This is a genomic window from Haloarcula halobia (assembly GCF_029338255.1).
In the GTDB taxonomy this organism is placed as follows: domain Archaea; phylum Halobacteriota; class Halobacteria; order Halobacteriales; family Haloarculaceae; genus Haloarcula; species Haloarcula halobia.
Window position 1 is genome coordinate 2,399,242 of sequence record NZ_CP119787.1, and the last position, 20,899, is coordinate 2,420,140.

The following is a 20,899-nucleotide window of genomic DNA, read 5'->3' on the forward strand; positions in this document are numbered from 1 at the left end:
GGGAAAACGGTCAGTCGGACTTCGATTCCGGGCCCACGTCGTCGGTGGTCGAACTGGACCCGTCCGAACGGAACGTGTTAAACCCGAGTATCGAGTGCAGCGGGCACGTCTGAGTCAGGCCGGTCACCGTGAACACGGCCCCGACGACGAGCAGCAGGGCGGCCACGACGAGCCCTGTCGTCCCCGCTGTGATGGTCAGGATGCCGGAGATGGCGGCCACACCGACGATGAGGAGGACCGGTCCGAGCACGAGGCGAGCGATTCTGTCGATTCCGCCGACGTTCTTTTGCATAAGTACGTCTCCATTATTGTATAGCACACCCACCATTATGAAAAGTTCTGGTCGTTCCCGGGAATCGAGAACCTGTAGCCGCGAGACCGCCGGTGGCCGGAATCGGCCACTGAAGCCAGTCCGTCGGCCGTCCGTTCACCGGCCGGGGACTCACTCCTCGGTCGTCTCTCTCTGCCGGTCCTCGTCGCTCTCGGCGAGGTTGAGCGCGCCCAGGAGTCTGGCGCTGACGACCTGTTCGACGATGTCGACCAGCTGCGCGTCGTCGCTGGTGTAGTCGGCGAAGATGCCAAGCGGTATCTGTCCGCCGGCCATCTCGCGGTGGCCACCGGCGCTGCCGACGTCGCTGAACGCTTCGTCCAGCACGTTGCCGATGTGGACGCGCGTGTCGGCCGACCGCCCGCTGAACTGGATCTCGTCGTCGATGATGCCAAAGACGATGGCGGTGTCGACGCCCTCAAGCGTCGCGAGGTAGTCGGCCGCCTGGGGGAGCGCGTCGCGCTCTCTCGTCCGACCGACGTGCGAGAGGAGCACGGACCCCCGGACCACGCGGTTCTCGATGGCGTCGGCGATGGCGTCGACCGTCGCCCCGCTGACCGCCGGCGACGACAGCTGTCTGAGCAGGTCCCCGTCGGCGAAGTCGTGGAGGAAGCCCGCAGCGTCGTACTCGGCCCGCGTCGTCCCGCGGAGGAAGCCGAGCGTCTCCTGACGGATGGCAAAGAGCAGCGCCGTCGCGAGCGTGGCGTCGACCTCGACGCCGAGTGCCTCGATGTAGCCGGTGAGGATGCTCGCCGTCGCCCCGATCTCCTCCCGGTGGTCGACGAAGCGGGCGGTGACGTCCTCGGCGGGGTGGTGGTCGATGACGACGTCGACGGGGGTGCCCTCCGGAACCTGGTTGTTCTCGCCCGGGAGGGAGTGGTCGACGAAGGCGAGCAGGGACCCGTTCTCGCGGTTCGTGACGACATCGGGGTCGAACGGCTGGAGGTCGATCTCGAGGAGGTTGACGAACGCCCGGTTTTGCTGGTGCGAGATGTCGCCGCTGTAGAGGATGCGTCGCTCGTCGATGCCGGCCATCGCAGCGATGCGTCCGAGTGCGATCGCGCTCGCCAGACAGTCCGGGTCCGGGTTGTTGTGACAGACGATGGTGATCTCCTCGCCCTCGACGAGCAGCGACCGCAGGTCCTGTGGCTCGCTCATCAGGTACTGCTTGCGTCGGCAGGGTCAAATACTCTCCCCGCCAGTCGCGAGGAGCCAAGATTCTCGGTCCCCCGGTCCCAACGGACGATATGGACGAAAGCCGTGGTGACGACGTGACCGCTCTCCCGTGGTACCTGAAGGCAGTCATCCTCCTGCTGTTGCTCGTCGTGCTGTTCATCATCGCCGTCGACATCCTGCACTTCGCGAATGCGTTCTGAGACGTGCCAGGAACTGCGCGGCGAAAGCGTAACCGCTCAGACCAGCAGCTGGATGTCGGCCTCGACCATCTCCTGGAAGGCGCTCGCGGCGCCCACGCCGGTCGTGACGCCGTCGTAGAAGTCGTCCTCGTCGTAGTCCAGCAGGTCGATGGTCATCTGGCACGCCTGGAGGTCGACGCCGGTGTCGAGCGACATCTGGATGAGTTCCTCGACGGTGGCGACGTCGTTGTCGGCGATGCGTTTTCGCATCATCCGCGTGGTCATCGCGTCCATGCCGGGCAGGGCCGCGATGGCGTTTGGCATCGGCATGTTCGGGTTGCCGACGGCGCTGAGCTGGAGGTCCGAGGAGTGGTCCTCGTGGAGTATCTCCAGGCCCCAGAACGTGTGGAAGACGGTCACGTCGTAGCCGAAGGCCGACGCCGTGCTCGCGAGGATGAGCGGCGGGTACGCCATGTCGAGGGTGCCCTTCGTGGCGATGATGACCATCTTCTTGGGGTCCTCGCCCACGTCGTCTCTGACGGCTGCGAGTTCGGCCTCGAGCTCCTCTACGCGTGACTCGAGGCGGGCCAGGTCGGGCGTGGGCTCGCCCGCCGTGGTGTCGTCGGTGCTCATCTCAGCGCTCACCTTCCCCGCGGATCGTGGTCGGCGAACTGGTCGGCATCGTCACGCCACCCTGGCGACGAAGTGCCGGAAGACCGTCTCGCCTCCATCCTCTGTCTCCTGCTGGTCGACCAGTTCCACGTCGGCCGTCGACTCGGCCCAGCCCCCGATGTCGCTCATGCTCCCGGGGTCCGTCGCCAGCACTTCGAGTGTCTCGCCCTCCGCGATGTCGTCGACCGCCTGCTTGGTCTTGACGACCGGCATCGGGCAGTTCTCTCCACGAACGTCGAGTGTCTCTGACGCGTCGATATCTGAGTTCATCGTGATTCCTCGGCAGGTAGTATTGTCCATTACGATAAAAACCCTGCGATAGTATTGTCCATAAACTCCAATACAATAATAGAGTTGTCTGCACGAAACGGAGTACAGGGCCTCCGAGTGACGATATCTTTCGACACATCCAAAGTCTTATTTTGCGTACTTTACAATACTCATCCAACGATGTATCAGCACAGTTCCAGCGGTGACGTCCTCACGGTACCGGCCGAACCGGCGGGCTGCTCGGGGGTGCCCGGGGGCCGATGACGGCACTCGCACAGGTCGCGTTCGCACCCGAGCTGTTCCCGAACGGGGTCGTCCAGTACCTGGTCGGCGGGTTCTTCGTCGGTCTCGGAATCAGCGTCATCTACCTCGGCTCCGGCATCATCGCGGGCAACAGCACCTTCCTGGAGACCTCGCTCTCCTACGTCTCGAAGCTGCCGCGGTTCAACCTCCCGCGGTTCGTCCAGTCGCGGGACTGGCGGGTTCTCTTTACCGTGAGCATCGTCCTCGGGGCCGTCGGCTACAAGGCCCTCTTCGACCCGACTGTCTTCGTCACCGAGGTGCAGTGGTGGCGACTGCTGGGCGGGGGCGTCCTCGTCGGCGTCGGGACCCGAATCGGGAAGGGTTGTACCGCGGGCCACGGCGTCTGTGGCGTCGGCTCCGTCTCGCGGACGTCGATCGCCAACGTCGCCCTGTTCCTGGGGACCGCTATCCTCGTCGCGCTCGGCGTCGCGGCGCTGGGGGTGACCCCCTGATGAGCGACGCCGGCCGCGGGCCGTACTTCACCTTGCTCATCGTCGGCGGGGGTCTCCTCGAGGGGTTCGGCCTGGCATACAGCGGGATGGCCAGGCCCGAGGTCGTCCTCGATTTCCTCCAGCTCCAGGACCTGGGCCTGTTGCTCGTGATGGGCGCGGCGTCGGTCACCGCCGGGGTGACCTTCTGGGCCGCAACGAAGTTCGGCGACCGGGCACCGCTGACGGGGCGGGCCTACACCAAGCGGGTCAAATCGATGGACCGCAACGTCGCCGTCGGCGGCGTCGTCTTCGGCGTCGGCTGGGGACTGTCGGGCATCTGTCCCGGCGCGGGCTACGCGAGCGTCGGTATCGGGAACTACCAGATACTCTGGGGTCTGGCCGGCATGTTCGTCGGCGCCTACGCGCAGGGGTACTGGCGGGCGCTCCGCTCGAGTGACAGCGCGAGTAGCGTGGCCGCCGACTGAGATGGTTCGCGTTCCCTCGCGGCCGTCGTCGCGGCAGACGACAGACCTACTGTCCCTCGACGACGATACCGGAACGATGGCACCGAACCCAGCGGTCAGGTCCCGACTCGCCCCGACGAATCGACTGCCCACCGTCGGTCCGGTCACCGGGAGCGAGGTGGTCTGACGTGGGGTTCCACACGTTCGACGCGGACAAAGCGGCCCTGCTCGACGACGTCTCGCGGTTCCGGTACTGCTCGCGCGACGAACTCGTCGGTCACCTCGCGTGTGACCCGACGGCCACCGTCGCCGACCTGGGCAGCGGAACGGGCTTTTACACCGACGAGGTGGCGCCGTTCGTCGGGACGGTCTACGCCGTGGACGTCCAGGCCGAGATGCACGACTGGCACCGCGGGAACGGCGTCCCGGCCAACGTCGACCTGGTGACGAGCGACGTCGCGTCACTGCCGTTCGACGACGGCCACCTCGACGCCGCCTTCTCGACGATGACCTTCCACGAGTTCGCATCGCCCGAGGCCCTCACGGAGCTCCGCCGGGTTCTCGCCGACGGCGGCCGCGTCGTGACCGTCGACTGGTCGGCAAACGGCACGGGCGACGCCGGCCCGCACATGGACGAGCGATTCAGCGCGGCCGAGACGGGCGCGCAGTTCGAGGCGGCCGGGTTCGACGTGCCCGTCACGCAGGAACGGCCGGACACCCTGCTGGTCGTCGCCGTCGCGTAGGGTCGCGACCCGGCGCCGGGAGCTGACGTGCTGTCGTCGCAACAGTAGTGTGTAGAATCCACACACTTATGCTCGCGACGCCCGTACGTTGACATAGAATGCCAGAATCAATGAGTGAATACCTAAAGCAGGACATGGAGTGTGAGGGGCTGCTGGAGTGTTTCCACGGGCTGAAGGCGCTCGACAGGGAGATATTCGGCGTCCTCGCGTCGGCCTCGGAACCGCTGACCGTAGACGAGATCGCGGCGGAGGTCGACCGGGAACGCTCGACGGCCTATCGGGCGGTCCAGCGCCTGCTCCAGGCGGGGTTCATCCAGAAAGAACAGGTCAACTACGACCAGGGTGGCTACTACCACGTCTACCTCCCCACCGACCCCGACCAGATGGCCGACGACATGCAGCGGATGCTCAACGACTGGTACGCGAAGATGGGCCAGCTCATCCAGGAGTTCCGCACGAAGTACGATCAGCCAGAGCGGGCCGCCCCAGAGCAGTAGCGACGTGACAGACGCGGTTGCATCCCGCCTCGAGGCGCGACGCGAGGCACTCGCGGAGACCACACTCGACCTCCTGGCGGTCGATACCCAGAACCCGCCGGGGGAGACGGCCGCGCTCGCGTCGCTCGTCGAGGACCGGTTCGAGACGCTGGGGCTGTCGACGGAGCGCCTGACCGTCGACCCGGCGAAGCCGAACCTGCTGGCGACACTGCCCGGCGAGCGCGACACCACACTGCTGTACAACGGCCACTTCGACACCGTCCCCTACGCCGCGGGCGAGTGGACACACGACCCGCTGGGCGAGTGGGTCGACGACAGACTCTACGGCCGGGGGGCGACCGACATGAAGGGGCAGGTCGCCGCGATGCTCGAGACGGCGGCGGCGTTCGTCGAGACGGACACGACACCGCCGGTGACCCTGCAGTTCCTCTTCGTCAGCGACGAGGAGACCGGCGGGCCGGCGGGACTGGAGTCCGTGCTCGACCAGCACGACCTGTCGGCGGCCGGCTGTGTCATCGGCGAGACGACCTGTGACAGCGACCGCTACGCGGTGACGGTGGCCGACCGGGGGAGCATCTGGCTGACCCTGTCGGCGACGGGCCGAGGCGCACACGGCTCGCGACCGATGCTCGGCGAGAACGCCATCGACCGCCTCTACGGCGCCGTCGAGCGCATCCGGACGCAGTTCGGCGACGAACCGCTCGCGTTGCGCCGGGAACTGCGCCCCATCGTCGAGGAATCGGTCGCCTACTACGAGGGGACGATGGGCGCCGACGTCGCGACCGACCTGTTCGAGACGCCGACGGTGAACCTGGGGGTCCTCGAGGGCGGGCACAGCATCAACAGCGTACCCACACAGGCCAGCGCCCGCGTCGACGTCCGCCTGACGGCCGGCGTGGACACGAGCGACCTGCTCGCGCGCATCCGCGACTGCGTCGACGACTGTGAGGGCATCACCATCGACGACGTCGGCTGGAGCGTCGGCACGTACGAACCGATAGACAGCCCGCTCCCCAGCGCCGTCGCCGAGACGGCAGCCGCGGTCACGGGCGAGTGTATCTACCGGCGGAGCGCCACGGGCGGCGGCGACGCCAAGACGTTCCGCAACGCGGGCATCCCGACGGTGGAGTTCGGCGTCGGCACCGACACCGTCCACGGCGTCGACGAGTACATCACGGTCGAGGCGCTCGTCGAGAACGCGACCGTCTACGCGCGATTGCCGGAGGCCTTCGAAGCCGTGCTGGCTGGCTGATCGGCCGACCCGTCAGTATTGTTCCATTCACACAAAACAATTAAGGGCGTCGGTCACCAAGTCTCGCTTGATGAGCAACGACGAGTCACTCGATGAGATCCGAGAGAAGAAGCGACAGGAACTGCAGACCGGTACCGAAAACGAGTCTGGTGCGGCGTCACCGTCCGAACCGGTACAGATCAACTCGGTCGAGGAGCTGGACGAGGCGGTCGACGAATACGACATCGTCCTCACGGACTTCTACGCGGACTGGTGTGGTCCGTGCAAGATGATAGCGCCGACCGTGGCGGAGATAGCCGCGGAGACGGACGTCGCCGTCGCCAAGGTAGACGTCGATGCCAACCAGCAACTCGCCGCCCAGTACGGGGTCCGCGGCGTCCCGACCCTGGTGCTGTTCGCCGACGGTCAACAGGTCGAAGAGGTTGTCGGGGTCAAGGGCAAGGACGCGCTGCTGTCGCTCATCCAGCGATACCAGTGACGTCGCCCGCCGGTCCGTGACAGCGTGACCGGTGCAATCCGTGCGGAACTCAGACCGACGTTGGTAGAGACCCGGCGGTAATTCAGAAGAGTCGATATGTCGGTCGCGGGCGACTGTCGGCCTGTCCCACCCGGGACAGCGACCACATGACTGCCCAGCGATCTACCCAGCCAGCAGGGACGAGCAGGCGCGGTTTCCTGCTCGCCACCGGCGCCGTCGGCCTCGACGCGAGGGTCGCCCAATCTGACGGCCCGAACGGCACCCGCACCTTCAGGGTGCGCATCGAGAACGGCTCCGGGGAATCGACGCTCCAGACGACCGACGGCGGGAAACCGGTCCCGCTCTCCCGGGCGGCCACGCCGTTCACGCGCGCGACGGACCAATTTCAGCAGCGGCGCGTCCGCCACGCCCGTCGACGGCGACGGGCCTGCGCCCCTGTTCCCGGGCGAGCCCTACGAGTTCGCGGTCACGGCCACCCGGGGACGACCGACGCAGTACCTCTCGCTCGTGATCATGTCCGACCGGTCGAACGCCCTGTCCTACGCACTCGGCGTCGGGCCGTCGTGGCACTGTTCGATGGCACCGCCCCACTCGCCTGGAACGTGACCGGGCACTTGGGGCTCCGGGACGCGAGGACGGAGATAGACGAGGAACCCGGCGTCGGGGGCGACCAGGCCCCCCGACACCGTCGCGACGGCATCGGCCTGGTCGAGCGCGCACCGTCGCCCACGTCGACGCCGTCAACGGGTACGGGTACCCCGCGATGGACGCCGTTATCCAGGTCCAGATTACGCCGTCGGGTGAGGCCTGAACCGGGAACCGAGTCGGTCCCACCCGGTTGCTGGATGGGGCGAGGCGAGCGACGGGACCGACGGGCCCGACTCGCTCGCCCCGACGATTTCGGGTGCCTACTGCCAGTCGGTCAGGTCGACGAGACGGTCCGAGACCAGCCACTCGCCGGGCGCGTCGGTCGCCATCGAGACCGTGTCACCGACGACCTCGAACGTGGGCGTCTCCATACTTCAGCCACGCTCTCGGAGCCGTTATCGGTGATACTTACCCTGTTCGGGCGGCCGGTCACCCCGACGCCCACGCGACCATCCGGCCGTAGACCGGGTCGGTCGACAGCGCGTCGGCGTCGCCCACGAGTACGAGGGACTTCTTCGCCCGCGTCAGCGCGACGTTGATGCGCCGGTAGTCCTCGAACAGCGGGCCGTCCAGCGCCCCGGTGGCGGTAAAGGAGACGACGATGACCTCCTTGCTCGACCCCTGGAACCGGTCGACGGTGTCGACCGCGACGTCGGGGAGACGCCGGGAAATCTCCGAGACCTGCGCGCGGTAGGGCGCGATGACGCCGACGTCGGCCGCCTCGACGCCGGCCTCACGGTAGGCGGCGACCACGTCGGCGACGGCGTCGGCCTCCGTCGGGTTCGTGTTACCGACCTGCACGCCGTCGGGGTCCACGAACGAGACGCGGTCGCGCAGGTGCGCCGGGAGCGCCTCGATCGAGGCGCCCGGCAGGTCGTCGATGCGCTGGCCGGCCACGTCGCCGTTCGCCGGGCGCAACGCGCCGTCGTAGAACTCCTGTGAGGCGAAGGCCTGGATGTGCTGGGCCATCCGGTACTGCTTGTCGAGCATCACGCCGGCGTCCGGGTAGGTCTCGATGAGGCGTTCGAACAGCGACGTCGTCAGCGTCTCGTCCTCGGACTGGACGACCGGGGGGAGCTGCTGGTGGTCACCCACCAGGACGAACCGGTCGGCCAGGGTCGTCGCGGCCAGCGTCCCCGGTTCGGTGAGCTGACCGGCCTCGTCGACGACGGCGACGTCGAACGACTGGCTCTGGAGCGCCGTGCCGCCACAGGTCGCCGTCGTCGCGGCCACCACGTCAGCCGACTGGAGGCTGGCGGCACACTCGCCGGGGTCCCCGCTAGTCTCGAGGCGATACTTCTGCATGTCCTCGCGGACCCCGCTCTCGGTGCCCACGCGGACGACGTCGGTGAATCCCTGGTCCTCGAGGGCCTCGATGGCGTTGTCCACCGCGCGGTTGGTGAACGCCGACAGGAGGACCCTGTCGCCGCGCCGCACGAGTGCCCGGACCATCCGGGCCAGCGTGTAGGTCTTGCCGGTGCCGGGCGGGCCGTGGACCAGCGCGAGGTCCTCGGCGCCAACGGCAAGCGAGACGGCCTCGTCTTGGGCGGCGTTGTTGTCGATAAACGTCTCCTCTGGCGGCTCGAAGCCTGGCTCGCGCCGGCCAAAGAGGACGTCTTTGGCCCCGGCGGACTGTTTCAGGAGCGCGTCGTGGAGCGCGTTCTGGAGGCGACTGGTGGTGAGTTCGGAGGGGTAGACGTCCAGGCGGCGCAGGTCCAGCGGTTCGTCGGCGGTGACGACGATCTCCTCGCCGCTCACGGCGTCGCCGTTCGCGCTATCCGAGGCGCGTTGCGCCTCGCCACCCAGTCGTTCGACGCGGGCGAGTTCGGCGTTGCCCGTCACGGGGTCGCCGTCGCTCGCGAGCACGAGGTTCCCCTCGCGTATCTTCGAGACAGCGCCGGTCCCGCGAGCGCGGAGTTCCCAGCGCCCGCCGTCGAGTTGTCGCCGACCCGTCGGTTCCAGGTCGACGAGCGCCCGGTCGTCGTCGGCCCGTTCCTCCGGGGTCTGCTCCCACAGTTTCGCGTATTCGCGGTGGACGGCCCGGCGTTCGGCCTCGATAGCCGCGTAGAACCGCTCGAAGTACTCCCGTTCCTCGTCGGGGATGGCGACGCCGACCTGGCCGGCCTTGGACTCCTGGTCGAGGCGGCCCGAGACGGCCATGCAGGTGTCCTGTTCGAAGCAGTACTCGCACTTGGCGTTGGCCTCGTATCCCGTGGGGACGGCGGTGTCGTGTTCCATCGCGGCGATGGCGTTCCGGGTCCGGATCACGTAGTTCAGCAGGCCGGGGCCGATGGCGAACTCCTTCGCTGGCGAGAGGTCGCCGCTCTCCTCGTTGCGGTCGACGGCCGCGTTCTTCGTATAGAGGAGCGTCCCGGTGTTCGGGGCGGCCTCTATCGGAGTCTGGGAGCCGCCGTCGCCCGCCATCACCTCGCTTACGTCAAGCGAGTTCGCGGCGCGTTCGCCGAGCATCAGGGCGTAAGCCGTCGCCTGGATCTTGTCCTGGAAGCGCGGTTCGCGCTTGGTGTTCTTCCCGGTCTTCAGTTCGACGGGCATTCCCCGACGGACGGCGTCGGCCCGCCCCTTCATGCCGTAGCGTTCCGAGATGAGCGTCATCTCCGAGCGCCACTCGCTCTCCGCGGGACCGAAGTCCCGCGCCGAGCTGTCAGCGGCCGTCGCCGCTCCGTCGGGTTCCGTGAGCGTCCCCTGGTTCAGCCAGCCCTCGATGGCTTTCGCGTGGTCCCGGACGTCGCCGGCCACCTCGTCGGCCTCCCGACCCAGCAGGCCGATGTCCAGTCCCGCCTCCCTGACCTGCTCCTCGATGGCCGTCTCGACGTCCTGGCCCCGCAGGAGGTCCCCGAACACCTCGTGGACCACGGTCCCCTTCACGAGCGGATAGGCGAGGTCGGCCCCGTCGAGTTTCCGCAGGTAGTACATCCGGGGACATTGGACCCACGCGCGAACGTCGGTCACGTCGACGAGGAAGTCCGGTTCGACGACGACGGCCGCGTCGCTGCCGACCGAGTACTGCGTCTCGCCGCGGTAGGTCCGCTCGTCGGCGTCGTAGACGGCGATCTCCATCCCCGGCTCGACGACCGCGCCCGTCTCGGTCCACTTGCCCCACAGCGTGACCGTCATGGGTTCGCCGGCCCCCTGCTCGGGCCGCACCGTCACCTCACAGAGGTCGCTCTCGCCGTGGCTCGTCTGGACTGTCTTCGGGCCGTCGACGTCGACGACGACGCCCCGGAGGCCGTCGGCCCCGCTCACGGCCCGGCCTCCCGTCGGCGGCGAGCGCGACTCGCCGGTCCCTGACTCCCGTGCACGCTCACGGGGACGGCGTCGATACCCAAAAGTCGTTCGCGCCCGCTCATTCCTCGGCGGCGCCGTCGTGGGCGTACTCACGGAGCGTCTCCAGGTCGACGTCCGCGAGGACGGCCTCGCTGGTCGCCTCGAGCACGACGGGCGGCGCGACGCCCGCCTCGTGGGCCTCCACCCATCGAGGCACGCACAGACACCACGCGTCGCCAGGCTCCAGGCCCGGGAAGTCCAGTTCCGGGCGGGGCGTCACCAGGTCGTTCCCTCGTGCCTTGCTGAACTGGAGGAACTCGTCGGTCAGCACGGCACAGATCTCGTGGCGGCCCGGGTCCCGGGCCACCGGGTAGCAGTGGCCGTCGCGCATGAACCCCGTCATCGGGTCGGTCGAACAGGCCGCGAGGTCGCCGCCGAGGACGTTGGCTTCGCTCTCCATGCGTCGAGTGGTCGGGGCCTCCGGTATAACGGTTCGGTACGGAGTGAAGGTGTAGCCGGTCGGTGAGACCGATGGCTTCATTCTCGCGGGGACCCAACACGGACTTAACAATGCGCGTTCGCGACTGGCAGGACATCATCGAAGACGTGATGGAGAGCAACGCCGACCCCGGTGGGTGGCGCGCCGTCGGCGGCGACCGCGCGAACGGCATCGGCGAGGACATCTACTTCGGCCACCCCGACTCCGGGGTCTACCAGATGAAGACCTACGCCAAGAACCCCTTCGAGGTCCAGGGGGTCGGCACGCGGGTCGCCCGGCGCGTCGACGACGACATCGAGCCCCTGTTCCCGGAGGAGGGGACCGGCATCTTCGGCGTCCAGCAGGGCATCGAGGACGAGGACGAGGCCGAGGAGAAGGTCGAGGACCTGGAGACGGTCCTCGAGACCCACGCCGACGCGCCGACCACGCCGCGCGCACTCATGGAAGACGTGCTCGACGCCGTAGACTCGCCGGCCTACGGCCCGATGGAGTTCGACCAGTACGACCGCCCCGAGCGGATGGAGGGGCTGACCGACACGTTCGAGGAAGCCGAGGAACTGCTCGACGCGGAGTTCGAGGACGTCATCGACGAGGACGTCGACCGGGGGTTCTACTGATGGCCGGAGGCCGCTGATGGTCGGACCGTCCATCACCGACGCGGACCGCGAGCGGTTCCTCCTGTGGTTGAAGTTCGGGTTCGCGCTCCTGGTCGGCGGTTCGATGGCGATGGTGACGGTGTACGGCGGCGCAGCACTGCCCGTCGTCACCGGCGTCTTCGTCGGGACGACTGCGCTCGGCGCGGTGTTCGCGTGGATCGCGATACCCGACAGCGTCGCGGGCCAGCCGTACGATACGCGCGAGCGGGGGCCGAAACCAGGCACCCGGACGCGGGCGCGCCGCGAGCGCGAGGCGACAGAGGCCGAACCGCGACGGGCCGACGGTGACGGCCGCGAGCGCAAGAACTGAGCGAACCGCACGCTCACGACGGGTCCCGGCAGTGAGAGCGGCGGCGAGGCGTCAGTCGTCCGCGGGCGTCGGACTCCCGCCGATCTCCGGGCGGACGACGTCGCGGTCGGTCGCCTCGCCCTCGATATCGTAGGGGTACTCGCCGGTGACACAGCCCAGACAGAGGTCGGCGCGGCTCTCGCCCAGCGCCGCCGCGATGGCGTCGATAGAGAGGTACGACAGCGTGTCGGCCTCGATGTCGTCGCGGATGTCCTCGACGGACTGGCCGGCCGCGATGAGCTCGTCGCGGGAGGCCATGTCGATACCCATGTAACACGGGGAGACGATGGGCGGCGAGCCGATGCGGACGTGGACCGCCTCCGCCCCGGCGTCTTTCAGCAGGGAGATGAGCTGTGTCGAGGTGGTCCCGCGCACGATCGAGTCGTCGATGATGGTGACCGACTTCCCCTCGATGGTCGACTTGATGGGGTTCAGTTTCAGGCGGACGGCGCGTTCGCGCTCGTCTTGGGTCGGCATGATGAACGTCCGGCCGACGTACCGGTTTTTCATCAGGCCCTCCGCGAACTCGATGTCGGAGCCGTCGTCCTGGGCGGCCTCGGCGTACCCGGAGGCAAACGCCCGACCGGAGTCGGGCACCGGGAGGACGACGTCGGACTCGATGCCCGACTCCTCCCAGAGCTTGCGGCCGAGCTCCCGCCGAATCTCGTAGACCAGGTTCTCGTCGATAGTCGAGTCCGGTCGGGCGAAGTAGACGTGCTCGAAGAAGCAGTTGGCCGTCCGCTCCTGGTCGACGAGCTGGTAGGTGTCGAAGCCGGTTCCGTCGGGGTAGAGGACGACCAGTTCGCCGGGTTCGACGTCGCGGACGAGATCGCCGTCCAGGGTGTCGATTGCCGCTGACTCGGAGGCGATGACGTAGCCGTCGTCCAGTTCGCCGATACAGAGCGGCCGGTTGCCCTCGGGGTCGCGGACGCCGAGCACCGTCTCGTCGTGCATGATCGTCAGCGAGTACGACCCGTGGATGCGGTTCATCGTGCGCTTGACCGCGCGCACGAGGTCCTCCTCCAGCAGGTTCCGTGCGAGGTCGTGTGCGATGACTTCGGTGTCGCCGTCTGAGGTGAAAGCGTGACCCAGTTCGGCGAGTTCGTCGGCGATCTCGTCGGCGTTGACGAGGTTCCCGTTATGCGAGAGCCCCAGCGACCCGGACTTGAACGAGACCGAGAAGGGCTGGGCGCAACTGGAGTTGACGCTGCCCGCGGTCGGGTAGCGGACGTGCCCGATACCGTTTGACCCGTTCAGCGATTCGAGGTCCGCCGGGGCGAACGCGTCACCGACCAGTCCCATCTCGACGTGGCTGTGTTGCTGGAAACCGTCGTGGGTGACGATGCCGGCCGACTCCTGGCCGCGGTGCTGGAGGGCATACAGAGAGTAGTAGAGCGGGCGGGCGGCACTTCGGTCCTGAAGAGAGATGCCGACGACGCCGCACTTTTCGTGCATTTGTGGGATGTCAGACCGTTACTCGCCGGCCTTTGACTGCCACTCGTAATCGCGTCGTTTCGCCGATTTGCCGAAGCCACACGACGCACAGACCTTCTTTTTCTTGTGATACGACTTTTCCCCACACCGGCGACACTTCACGTGTGTCGTGGTGTTTTTCTTACCCTGGCTCGGAGTTCCTGCACCAGTCATGGATTAATCGAGACGACGTTATCCCCGCGTATAATCGTTGTGTCTTCGTCTTCGATGACCAGGTTCATGTGCTGGTCGTAGCCCGTCAGTTCGCCCTCGAATATCTCGCCCCCCTTCAGCTGTACGGTGACCTCTTCGCCCAGCGACGCTTCGAGTACGTCAAGCGGTCGTCCACTCATGTTCGGTTGGGATAGTGATGGCCGCTTAAACGTACCGCTTGCTCGACCAGGCGAGGTCCGCGTCGACGCGGCGGCCTCAGACGTCGACGCTGAAGGGGGCGTACGCCGCGGCGTCGGCCGCGAACCCGGCCACCAGGTCCGCGAGCGCGTCCAGGTCCGCCGGGTCGATGACCTCGACCGGCGTGTGCATGTAGCGGTTCGGGAGGCCGACGTTGACCGAGGGGACGCCGTCGCGGGAGGTGTAGAACGCGTCCGCGTCGGTGCCGGTCCGCGTGCCGGTGGCCTGCAGCTGGACGTCGATGCCCGCCGTCTCGCCGACCTCGCGGAGCGCGTCGACGACGACCGGGTGGTTCGCGCTCCCGCGGGCGACGACCGGCCCGCCGCCGAGCTCCACGCCGGTCGAGCGCTTGCCGGGCGACTCCGGGGCGTCGGTCGCGTGGGTCACGTCGATGGCAAGCGCCGCGTCGGGGGCGACGTCGAAGCCGACCATCTTCGCGCCCTGGAGTCCGACCTCCTCCTGGACCGTCGAGACGGCGTAGAGCGTCGCGTCGGTGCCGCGCTCGGCCGCCCGACGGAGCCCCTCGGCGGCCGCCCAGATACCGATCCGGTTGTCCATCCCGCGGGCCGAGAGCCGCCCGTTTTCGAGGGAGCGAATCTCCTGGGAGAACGTCACCGGGTCCCCCCGGTCGACCAGGGCCGCCACCTCGTCGCCGTCCGCTGCCCCGACGTCGACGTACTGCTCGCTGATCTCCGCGACGGCCTCGTCGTCGGGGTCGCGGAGGTGGATGGCCGTCTGCCCGACGACGCCGGGGACCGGGCCGTCGGCCGTGTGTATCGTGACGTGCTGGCCGCGCGTGACCGTCTTGTCGGACCCGCCGATACGGCTCAGGCGCACGAACCCGTCGTCCGTGAGGTCGCGGACGATGAAGCCGATCTCGTCGCCGTGGCCCGCGAGCGCCACCGACATCTCGCCCCCGTCCAGTTTCGCCACCGCGTTGCCGTAGTCGTCGGTGTACACCTCGTCGGCGAACTCGGCGACGTAGTCGACCCAGACCCGCTGGCTGTTCGCCTCGTAGCCCGACGGCCCGGGCGTCTCCAGCAACGACTCGAGGAACGCACGCTGTGGTTCGTCCATGCCCGGCGTTGGACCCCGGACGTCATGAAAGGGCGGTACGGGGCAACCGATAAGGTCGACGGGGGAGAACTGCCAGTATGGTTGACGTTACGCTGTTCGAACTCCACCTCGAGGGGTCCCAGTTCACGGCCAACGCCCCCGACAGCGGGGTCGGCGGGGCCACAGAGAGCGACGAAGACACCGGGGAAGTCGCCGACGAGGGGACGGGTACCGTCCCCGTCGCCCTCCTCGCCGTGCTCGGGGTCGTCCTCGCGCTCGCGTCCGCGGTCGCCGCGAAGAAGATACTCGGCGGTGTGGACGAGGCGTCCGACTGACCGGACAGGGACGGCAGTTCTCCCGGCCCGGGCGACGACCAGTACCGGACGGTCCGTCGCGGAGCCACCGTCACCGTGGCGACGAGGGCGAGCGGTCGGCCTCCCTGTGAGCGACGCGAACCTGGCTGTTAATGCGGGTGGGCCCCAACAGCGAGCAGAGCCGTGGCGGACCCATCGCTTCCCCGTCCCGTGCCCGCGAGGCCCGCACCGCCGGCAGCGGGCAGCGGGTGTGTCGTCTGGCATCGCCGGCACCTCCGCACCACCGACCACCCGGCCCTGGCGTACGCGGCGCGAGAGTACGACACGCTCTGTCCGCTGTTCGTCTTCGACCCCCGCTTCTACGACGACGCGTCGCTGGCCTGTGACGCCCGGATCCGCTTTCTCCACGAGTGTCTCTCCGACCTCCAGGACCAGTACGCCGACCGCGGCGGCGAACTGACCCTCGCACACGGGGACCCGGTCGCGGTGCTCGAGGGGTTCGTCGACGCGGGGTGGGACGTCGTCGCCACCGCCGACCCGACCGGCCGCTACGGCCGTCGGCGTGACGACGCCGCGGCGCGGCGCTGTGACGTGACCTTCGTCGACGGCGACGGGCTGGTGCGAGACGCTACCGACACCCGGGAGAACTGGAGTGACCGCGTCGAGGCCTGGTTCACCGCCCAGGAGGCGACGTGGGACGGGACCGCGGTCACGCTCCGGAACGAGTCGACGTCCGTCACTGTCGATGCTGTCGAGAACGCGTACGACGTCGAGCCTCAGAAGACGGACGTCCCGCGGGGCGGCACCACCGCGGCACGCCGGCGGTTGCGCTACTTCACGCGGCACCTCGGGGAGTACCCCGGAAGCATCTCCGCGCCGGCGGACGCGGAGACCGGAACCAGCCGGCTCTCGCCGTACCTCCGGTTTGGCTGTCTGTCCGTCCGCGAGGTCTACCAGTACGTCGACGAGCACGCGACCCACGACCGGGGGCGACAGATGTTCGTGTCCCGGCTGTACTGGAACCGCCACTACAACCAGAAGCTCGAGGACTGGCCGGGGTGGATGCACAGGGCGGTGAACCCGGTGTTGCGGGACGTCCACGCCGACACCTACGACCCGGACCTGGTGACCGCCTGGAAGCAGGGCGAGACCGGGTACCCGATGGTGGATGCCTCGATGCGCTGTCTTCGGGAGACCGGCTGGCTGAACTTCCGGATGCGCGCGATGTGTGCCTCCGTCCTCTGTGACCTGCTGCGCCAGCCGTGGCGGGTCGGGGCCGACTGGTTCTACTACCACCTCGTCGACGCGGACCCGGCGATAAACTACACGCAGTTCCAGAGCCAGGCGGGCGTCGTCGGGACGAACATGCTGCGCACGTACAACCCGCGGAAACAGGTCCGGGACAACGACCCGGAGGGCACGTTCGTGCGGCGGTGGGTGCCGGAACTCGAACCGCTCCCCGTCGAACACCTGGACCAGCCCGAGAAGACCCCGCTACACGTCCAGGACGAATGTGGAGTCACGATCGGCGAGGACTACCCGTACCCCGTGGTCGAGTACGAGGCGGCGCGACAGGCGCGCCTGGAGGAAGTCGAGTCGCTCCAGGACGGCGCCGAGGCCGCCCTGTCCGACCCCGAAGTCGCCCGGCGAGCGTCGCTATCCCGGCGTGGCCGGACAGACGACTCCGTGGACGGGTGCGCGGACGATCTGGGGGACGACGACGGGTCGCAGACGTCACTGTCCTCGTTCTGAGTGGAGCGGGTCGGCGGCGCCCGACCACACCACTTTCGCCCGGCTGATCCCGGTCGGCCAGCGTGCCGACCAGCATCGTATTGGATATATCTTACAATACCGAGGTCGATCAGAGACCACACACGACTGTGAGAATCCGTCGGCTCCGTGGCTTGAACCGTACCACTGTATTCAGTTCCAATATCTTAATCCTCGTCGACCCGGCCGGCGCAGACCGGTTGTCCGGACACATAGTATTGTATAGAATTTGGATTACTATGCAAACGTTTTAGTACACCCATCCGGTAGGTGGGGGTGACGACATGAATCCAGAAGACTTCCCGAGTCCGGACGAAGAGGTGGAGACGGTCGACCCTGCGACACTCAAGCAGCGCATCGACGACGGTGAGGACGTCACGCTGCTCGATACGCGGATGGAATCGGACTACGAGGAGTGGGCCATCGACGGCGAGAGCGTCTCGTCCATCAACGTCCCGTACTACGAGTTCCTCGACGACGATATCGACGCGGACGTCCTCGAGACAGTCCCCGACGACCGCGAGGTGACAGTCCTGTGTGCGAAAGGCGGCGCCAGCGAGTACGTCGCCGGTCGGCTCGCCGAGCACGACTACGAGGTCGAACACCTCGAGGAGGGAATGAACGGCTGGGCGCGCATCTACGAGGCCGTGGAGGTCACGGACTACACCGGCGCGGGAACCCTCCTCCAGTACCAGCGCCCCTCCTCGGGCTGTCTGGGCTACCTGATCTACGACGACGGCGAGGCGGCGGTCATCGACCCGCTCCGGGCGTTCACCGACCGGTACCTAGAGGACGCCGAGGACCTGGGCGTCGACCTGCAGTACGCACTGGACACCCACATCCACGCCGACCACATCTCGGGCGTGCGCGACCTGGACGAGGCGGGCGTCGAGGGCGTCATCCCGGCCGCCGCCGTCGACCGCGGGGTCACCTACGCGGACGAACTGACGACCGCGGCGGACGGCGATACGTTCTCCGTCGGCGAGGTCACCATCGAGGCCGTCTACACCCCCGGCCACACCACGGGGATGACCTCCTATCTGGTCGACGGCAGCCTGCTCGCGACCGGGGACGGGCTCTTCGTCGAGAGCGTCGCCCGCCCCGACCTGGAGGAAGGCGACGAGGGCGCACCTGACGCCGCGCGCATGCTCTACGAGTCGCTGAACGACCGCGTGCTCTCGCTGTCCGACGACACGCTCGTCGGCGGGGCCCACTTCAGCGACGCGGCCGAACCGGCCGCGGACGGCACCTACACCGCCCCCATCGGCCAGCTGGTCGAGGAGATGGACGCGCTCACGATGGACGAAGACGAGTTCGTCGAGCTCATCCTGTCGGACATGCCACCCCGCCCGGCCAACTACGAGGACATCATCGCGACGAACCTCGGGCAGAACGCCGTCGACGACGACCGGGCGTTCACGCTCGAGCTGGGGCCGAACAACTGTGCAGCGAGCCAGGAATCCCTCGCGGGTGACTGAGGAGGGTGATGGTCCCTGAACTAGTCCCGCTCCAGGTCGCCGCCGACCTGTTCCCCCACGGCGTCGACCGGTACGCCATCGGCGGGCTCCTCGTCGGCCTCGGGGCGGCGGTCATCTACGTGGGCACCGGCATCAGCGCCGGCGCCAGCACGTTCCTCGAGTCGACGCTGTCGTACGTCTCGGGCCAGTCGCGGTTCCAGCAGTACGTCGCCTCGCGCGACTGGCGACTCGTGTTCACGCTCGGTATCGTCCTCGGGGCCGCTATCTACGCCGTCGTCTACCAGGGCGGCGCCTGGACGACGGACGTCGCCTGGTGGCGACTGCTCGCCGGCGGCGTCCTCGTCGGCGTCGGGACCCGCGTCGGGAAAGGGTGTACCTCCGGCCACGGGGTCTGTGGCGTCGGGTCGGCCTCGAAGACGTCGCTGGCGGGCGTACTCGCGTTCCTGGCCACGGCGATACTGACGGCCCAGGTGGTCGCCGCGCTGGGGGTGACGCCGTGATGGCGGGCGCTCTGTCGGACCGCCACCCGCTGTTCGTCCCGCTCGTGCTGGTCGGCGGCGTCATCTTCGGCTTCGGTCTCGCGTTCAGCCACATGGCCCGGCCCGAAGTGGTGCTGAACTTCCTCCAGTTCGAGGACTTCGGCCTGCTGTTCGTGATGTTCGGCGGCGCGGCGGTGACTGGCCTCGCGTTCTTCGTCGCGCCGCGCGCGCTGGACCGGGCGCCGCTGACCGGCGACCGGTTCGAGCGCCGGCTGAAGCCCTTCGACCGGAACGTGCTGGTCGGCGGGGGCATCTTCGGCGTGGGCTGGGGGCTGTCGGGCATCTGTCCCGGCGCCGCCTACGCGAGCCTCGGCATCGGCAACGTGACCATCCTGTGGGCTATCGCGGGGATGTTCCTCGGGGCCTACGCGCAGGGGTGGTGGCGCAGCCGGACGGACACCGTCGACCCTGCCGCCACCGGGGCGGACTGACCCCATCGACCGATGGATGTCTCCGTCGTCGCGCTCTTTCTGGTCGCCGGGCTCGCGAGTCTGTTCATGGCCTGGGTCATCGGTGCCGGCTCCAGCGGCGCGACCCCGTTTGCCCCCGCCGTCGGCGCGAACGCAATCTCGACGATGCGCGCTGCGTTCGTCGTCGGCATCTTCGGGCTGGCGGGCGCGGTGACACAGGGAGCGAACGTCTCTGAGGCCGTCGGCCGCGGCCTCGTCGGTGGCGTCAGTCTCCCCGCCCTCGGGGTCATCGTCGCACTCCTCGCCGGGGCGGGGCTCATGGCCGTCGGCATCTACACCGGGTATCCCATCGCGACGGCCTTCACCGTCACCGGTGCGGTCATCGGTGTCGGCCTGGCTCTCGGTGGGGCGCCCGTCTGGGGGAAGTACCAGCAGATAGCGACCGTCTGGGTGCTGACGCCCGTCGTCGGTGGGGGACTCGCCTACGGCATCGCGAGCGTGTTGCCGCGGCCGACGGTCCCGGAGGCGGCGACGGTTCCCACCCTCGCCGCGCTGGTCGGCGTCGTCCTCGCCAACGTCGAGTTCGCCTTCCTCGGCCCCGGCGGCGGTCCCGGGACGCTCACCGGGTTCGGCCAGCGCGTCCTCGGTCTCGACGGACTCGTCGCGGCCGTCCTCCTGTCCGGAGTCGTCGCCCTCGTCGTCTGGAGTGCGGTCTACCGGGACATCCGTCGCGACGAGGCGGCCGGACTCAGACACGTCCTGCTGGCCCTCGGTTCGCTGGTCGCGTTCTCGGCCGGGGGGAGTCAGGTCGGCCTCGCGGTGGGCCCCCTCTTACCGCTACTGGACGAGGTGGGGACGCTGTCGCCGGCGGTCGTGCTGGCCGGTGGTGGCGTCGGCATCCTCGTCGGGTCCTGGACCGGTGCCCCGCGGATGATAAAGTCGCTCGCCCAGGACTACTCTTCACTGGGGCCGCGCCGCTCGATCGCGGCGCTCGTCCCCTCGTTTCTCATCGCACAGACAGCGGTGTTCCTGGGCGTGCCGGTGTCGTTCAACGAGATAATCGTCAGCGCAATCATCGGCAGCGGGGCCGCGGTCGGCGGCGGGAGCGCCGTCGACCCGCGGAAGATTCTGGTCACGGTCGGTGCCTGGGCCGGCTCCTTTGTCCTCTCGCTGGCCGTCGGCTACGGGTCGATGACGGCCATGAGCGCCCTGTAAGTC

At 68.2% G+C, this 20,899-nt stretch carries 25 protein-coding genes; 15 read left to right on the forward strand and 10 right to left on the reverse strand.

What is annotated here, in order from left to right; translation table 11 throughout:
- Positions 1-10: 10 nt before the first annotated feature.
- Together P1K88_RS12730 and P1K88_RS12735 are read right to left on the reverse strand one after the other, a co-directional pair.
- Positions 11-292, reverse strand: coding sequence for a YgaP family membrane protein (locus tag P1K88_RS12730; protein WP_276410609.1), 282 nt, complete (start codon positions 290-292; stop codon positions 11-13).
- Positions 293-442: 150 nt separating this feature from the next.
- Entirely contained in the window at positions 443-1,486 is a 1,044-nt protein-coding gene (locus P1K88_RS12735; protein ID WP_276410610.1) for a DHH family phosphoesterase, read from the reverse strand.
- A gap of 89 nt (positions 1,487-1,575) precedes the next feature.
- Between P1K88_RS12735 and P1K88_RS12740 the strand changes: the two genes are divergently transcribed.
- Positions 1,576-1,704, forward strand: coding sequence for a hypothetical protein (locus P1K88_RS12740; RefSeq protein WP_276410611.1), 129 nt, complete (start codon positions 1,576-1,578; stop codon positions 1,702-1,704).
- Positions 1,705-1,740: 36 nt separating this feature from the next.
- On the opposite strand, the gene P1K88_RS12745 is transcribed toward P1K88_RS12740, so the two are convergent.
- Both P1K88_RS12745 and P1K88_RS12750 read right to left on the reverse strand, forming a co-directional pair.
- On the reverse strand, positions 1,741-2,316 hold the full coding sequence (locus P1K88_RS12745; protein WP_276410612.1) for a DsrE/DsrF/DrsH-like family protein: 576 nt from the start codon (positions 2,314-2,316) through the stop codon (positions 1,741-1,743).
- A gap of 51 nt (positions 2,317-2,367) precedes the next feature.
- Positions 2,368-2,625 carry a sulfurtransferase TusA family protein gene (locus tag P1K88_RS12750; RefSeq protein ID WP_276410613.1) on the reverse strand — a complete coding sequence of 86 codons (258 nt, stop codon included), beginning with the start codon at positions 2,623-2,625 and terminating at the stop codon, positions 2,368-2,370.
- Positions 2,626-2,885: 260 nt separating this feature from the next.
- Between P1K88_RS12750 and P1K88_RS12755 the strand changes: the two genes are divergently transcribed.
- The 6 genes from P1K88_RS12755 to trxA all read left to right on the forward strand — a co-directional run bounded on the left by P1K88_RS12755 (position 2,886) and on the right by trxA (position 6,793).
- A complete protein-coding gene (locus tag P1K88_RS12755) occupies positions 2,886-3,380 on the forward strand; it encodes a YeeE/YedE family protein (protein ID WP_276410614.1) in 495 nt (164 codons plus the stop codon).
- On the forward strand, positions 3,380-3,844 hold the full coding sequence (locus P1K88_RS12760) for a DUF6691 family protein (RefSeq protein WP_276410615.1): 465 nt from the start codon (positions 3,380-3,382) through the stop codon (positions 3,842-3,844). The genes P1K88_RS12755 and P1K88_RS12760 overlap by 1 nt, the downstream gene beginning before the upstream one ends.
- Positions 3,845-4,011: 167 nt before the next feature.
- Positions 4,012-4,566 carry a class I SAM-dependent methyltransferase gene (locus P1K88_RS12765; protein ID WP_276410616.1) on the forward strand — a complete coding sequence of 185 codons (555 nt, stop codon included), beginning with the start codon at positions 4,012-4,014 and terminating at the stop codon, positions 4,564-4,566.
- A gap of 98 nt (positions 4,567-4,664) precedes the next feature.
- The gene (locus P1K88_RS12770; protein ID WP_276410617.1) at positions 4,665-5,063 is read left to right on the forward strand and encodes a helix-turn-helix domain-containing protein; all 399 of its coding nucleotides are present in this window, start codon (positions 4,665-4,667) and stop codon (positions 5,061-5,063) included.
- 4 nt (positions 5,064-5,067) lie between these two features.
- Positions 5,068-6,315 carry a M20 family metallopeptidase gene (locus P1K88_RS12775; protein WP_276410618.1) on the forward strand — a complete coding sequence of 416 codons (1,248 nt, stop codon included), beginning with the start codon at positions 5,068-5,070 and terminating at the stop codon, positions 6,313-6,315.
- A 70-nt stretch (positions 6,316-6,385) separates the two neighbouring features.
- Positions 6,386-6,793, forward strand: a complete 408-nt coding sequence (trxA, locus tag P1K88_RS12780) for a thioredoxin (protein ID WP_379786786.1) — start codon at positions 6,386-6,388, stop codon at positions 6,791-6,793.
- A 1,077-nt stretch (positions 6,794-7,870) separates the two neighbouring features.
- Here trxA and P1K88_RS12785 read toward each other — a convergent pair.
- Both P1K88_RS12785 and P1K88_RS12790 read right to left on the reverse strand, forming a co-directional pair.
- Positions 7,871-10,705, reverse strand: coding sequence for an AAA domain-containing protein (locus P1K88_RS12785; protein ID WP_276410619.1), 2,835 nt, complete (start codon positions 10,703-10,705; stop codon positions 7,871-7,873).
- A gap of 100 nt (positions 10,706-10,805) precedes the next feature.
- The gene (locus P1K88_RS12790) at positions 10,806-11,186 is read right to left on the reverse strand and encodes a DUF2237 family protein (protein WP_276410620.1); all 381 of its coding nucleotides are present in this window, start codon (positions 11,184-11,186) and stop codon (positions 10,806-10,808) included.
- A gap of 110 nt (positions 11,187-11,296) precedes the next feature.
- Here P1K88_RS12790 and P1K88_RS12795 point away from each other — a divergent pair, with 110 nt between their 5' ends.
- Together P1K88_RS12795 and P1K88_RS12800 are read left to right on the forward strand one after the other, a co-directional pair.
- The gene (locus P1K88_RS12795) at positions 11,297-11,842 is read left to right on the forward strand and encodes a hypothetical protein (protein ID WP_276410621.1); all 546 of its coding nucleotides are present in this window, start codon (positions 11,297-11,299) and stop codon (positions 11,840-11,842) included.
- A 16-nt stretch (positions 11,843-11,858) separates the two neighbouring features.
- Positions 11,859-12,191: a hypothetical protein gene (locus P1K88_RS12800; protein WP_276410622.1), complete on the forward strand. Its 333-nt coding sequence runs from the start codon at positions 11,859-11,861 to the stop codon at positions 12,189-12,191.
- A gap of 51 nt (positions 12,192-12,242) precedes the next feature.
- Here the strand turns inward: P1K88_RS12800 and purF are convergent, their stop codons facing one another.
- The 4 genes from purF to P1K88_RS12820 all read right to left on the reverse strand — a co-directional run bounded on the left by purF (position 12,243) and on the right by P1K88_RS12820 (position 15,191).
- Positions 12,243-13,685 (reverse strand): amidophosphoribosyltransferase, encoded by a 1,443-nt coding sequence (purF, locus tag P1K88_RS12805; RefSeq protein WP_276410623.1) that lies wholly within the window; start codon positions 13,683-13,685, stop codon positions 12,243-12,245.
- A gap of 18 nt (positions 13,686-13,703) precedes the next feature.
- Positions 13,704-13,877 (reverse strand): 50S ribosomal protein L37e, encoded by a 174-nt coding sequence (locus tag P1K88_RS12810; RefSeq protein WP_276277754.1) that lies wholly within the window; start codon positions 13,875-13,877, stop codon positions 13,704-13,706.
- Positions 13,874-14,056 carry an LSM domain-containing protein gene (locus P1K88_RS12815; RefSeq protein WP_276277755.1) on the reverse strand — a complete coding sequence of 61 codons (183 nt, stop codon included), beginning with the start codon at positions 14,054-14,056 and terminating at the stop codon, positions 13,874-13,876. Before P1K88_RS12815 ends, P1K88_RS12810 begins: the two co-directional genes overlap by 4 nt.
- 76 nt (positions 14,057-14,132) lie before the next feature.
- Positions 14,133-15,191 carry a M20/M25/M40 family metallo-hydrolase gene (locus tag P1K88_RS12820; RefSeq protein WP_276410624.1) on the reverse strand — a complete coding sequence of 353 codons (1,059 nt, stop codon included), beginning with the start codon at positions 15,189-15,191 and terminating at the stop codon, positions 14,133-14,135.
- Positions 15,192-15,268: 77 nt separating this feature from the next.
- Here P1K88_RS12820 and P1K88_RS12825 point away from each other — a divergent pair, with 77 nt between their 5' ends.
- The 6 genes from P1K88_RS12825 (at position 15,269) to P1K88_RS12850 (ending at position 20,896) form a co-directional block, all read left to right on the forward strand.
- On the forward strand, positions 15,269-15,505 hold the full coding sequence (locus P1K88_RS12825) for a hypothetical protein (RefSeq protein WP_276410625.1): 237 nt from the start codon (positions 15,269-15,271) through the stop codon (positions 15,503-15,505).
- Between the two features lie 162 nt (positions 15,506-15,667).
- On the forward strand, positions 15,668-17,236 hold the full coding sequence (locus P1K88_RS12830) for an FAD-binding domain-containing protein (protein WP_276410626.1): 1,569 nt from the start codon (positions 15,668-15,670) through the stop codon (positions 17,234-17,236).
- Between the two features lie 302 nt (positions 17,237-17,538).
- Complete coding sequence (locus P1K88_RS12835; protein ID WP_276410627.1) at positions 17,539-18,732, forward strand: MBL fold metallo-hydrolase; 1,194 nt, start codon at positions 17,539-17,541, stop codon at positions 18,730-18,732.
- A gap of 8 nt (positions 18,733-18,740) precedes the next feature.
- Positions 18,741-19,232, forward strand: a complete 492-nt coding sequence (locus tag P1K88_RS12840) for a YeeE/YedE family protein (protein WP_276410628.1) — start codon at positions 18,741-18,743, stop codon at positions 19,230-19,232.
- The gene (locus P1K88_RS12845) at positions 19,232-19,702 is read left to right on the forward strand and encodes a DUF6691 family protein (RefSeq protein ID WP_276410629.1); all 471 of its coding nucleotides are present in this window, start codon (positions 19,232-19,234) and stop codon (positions 19,700-19,702) included. The genes P1K88_RS12840 and P1K88_RS12845 overlap by 1 nt, the downstream gene beginning before the upstream one ends.
- Before the next feature lie 12 nt (positions 19,703-19,714).
- The gene (locus tag P1K88_RS12850; RefSeq protein ID WP_276410630.1) at positions 19,715-20,896 is read left to right on the forward strand and encodes an inorganic phosphate transporter; all 1,182 of its coding nucleotides are present in this window, start codon (positions 19,715-19,717) and stop codon (positions 20,894-20,896) included.
- The last annotated feature ends 3 nt before the right edge of the window (positions 20,897-20,899 follow it).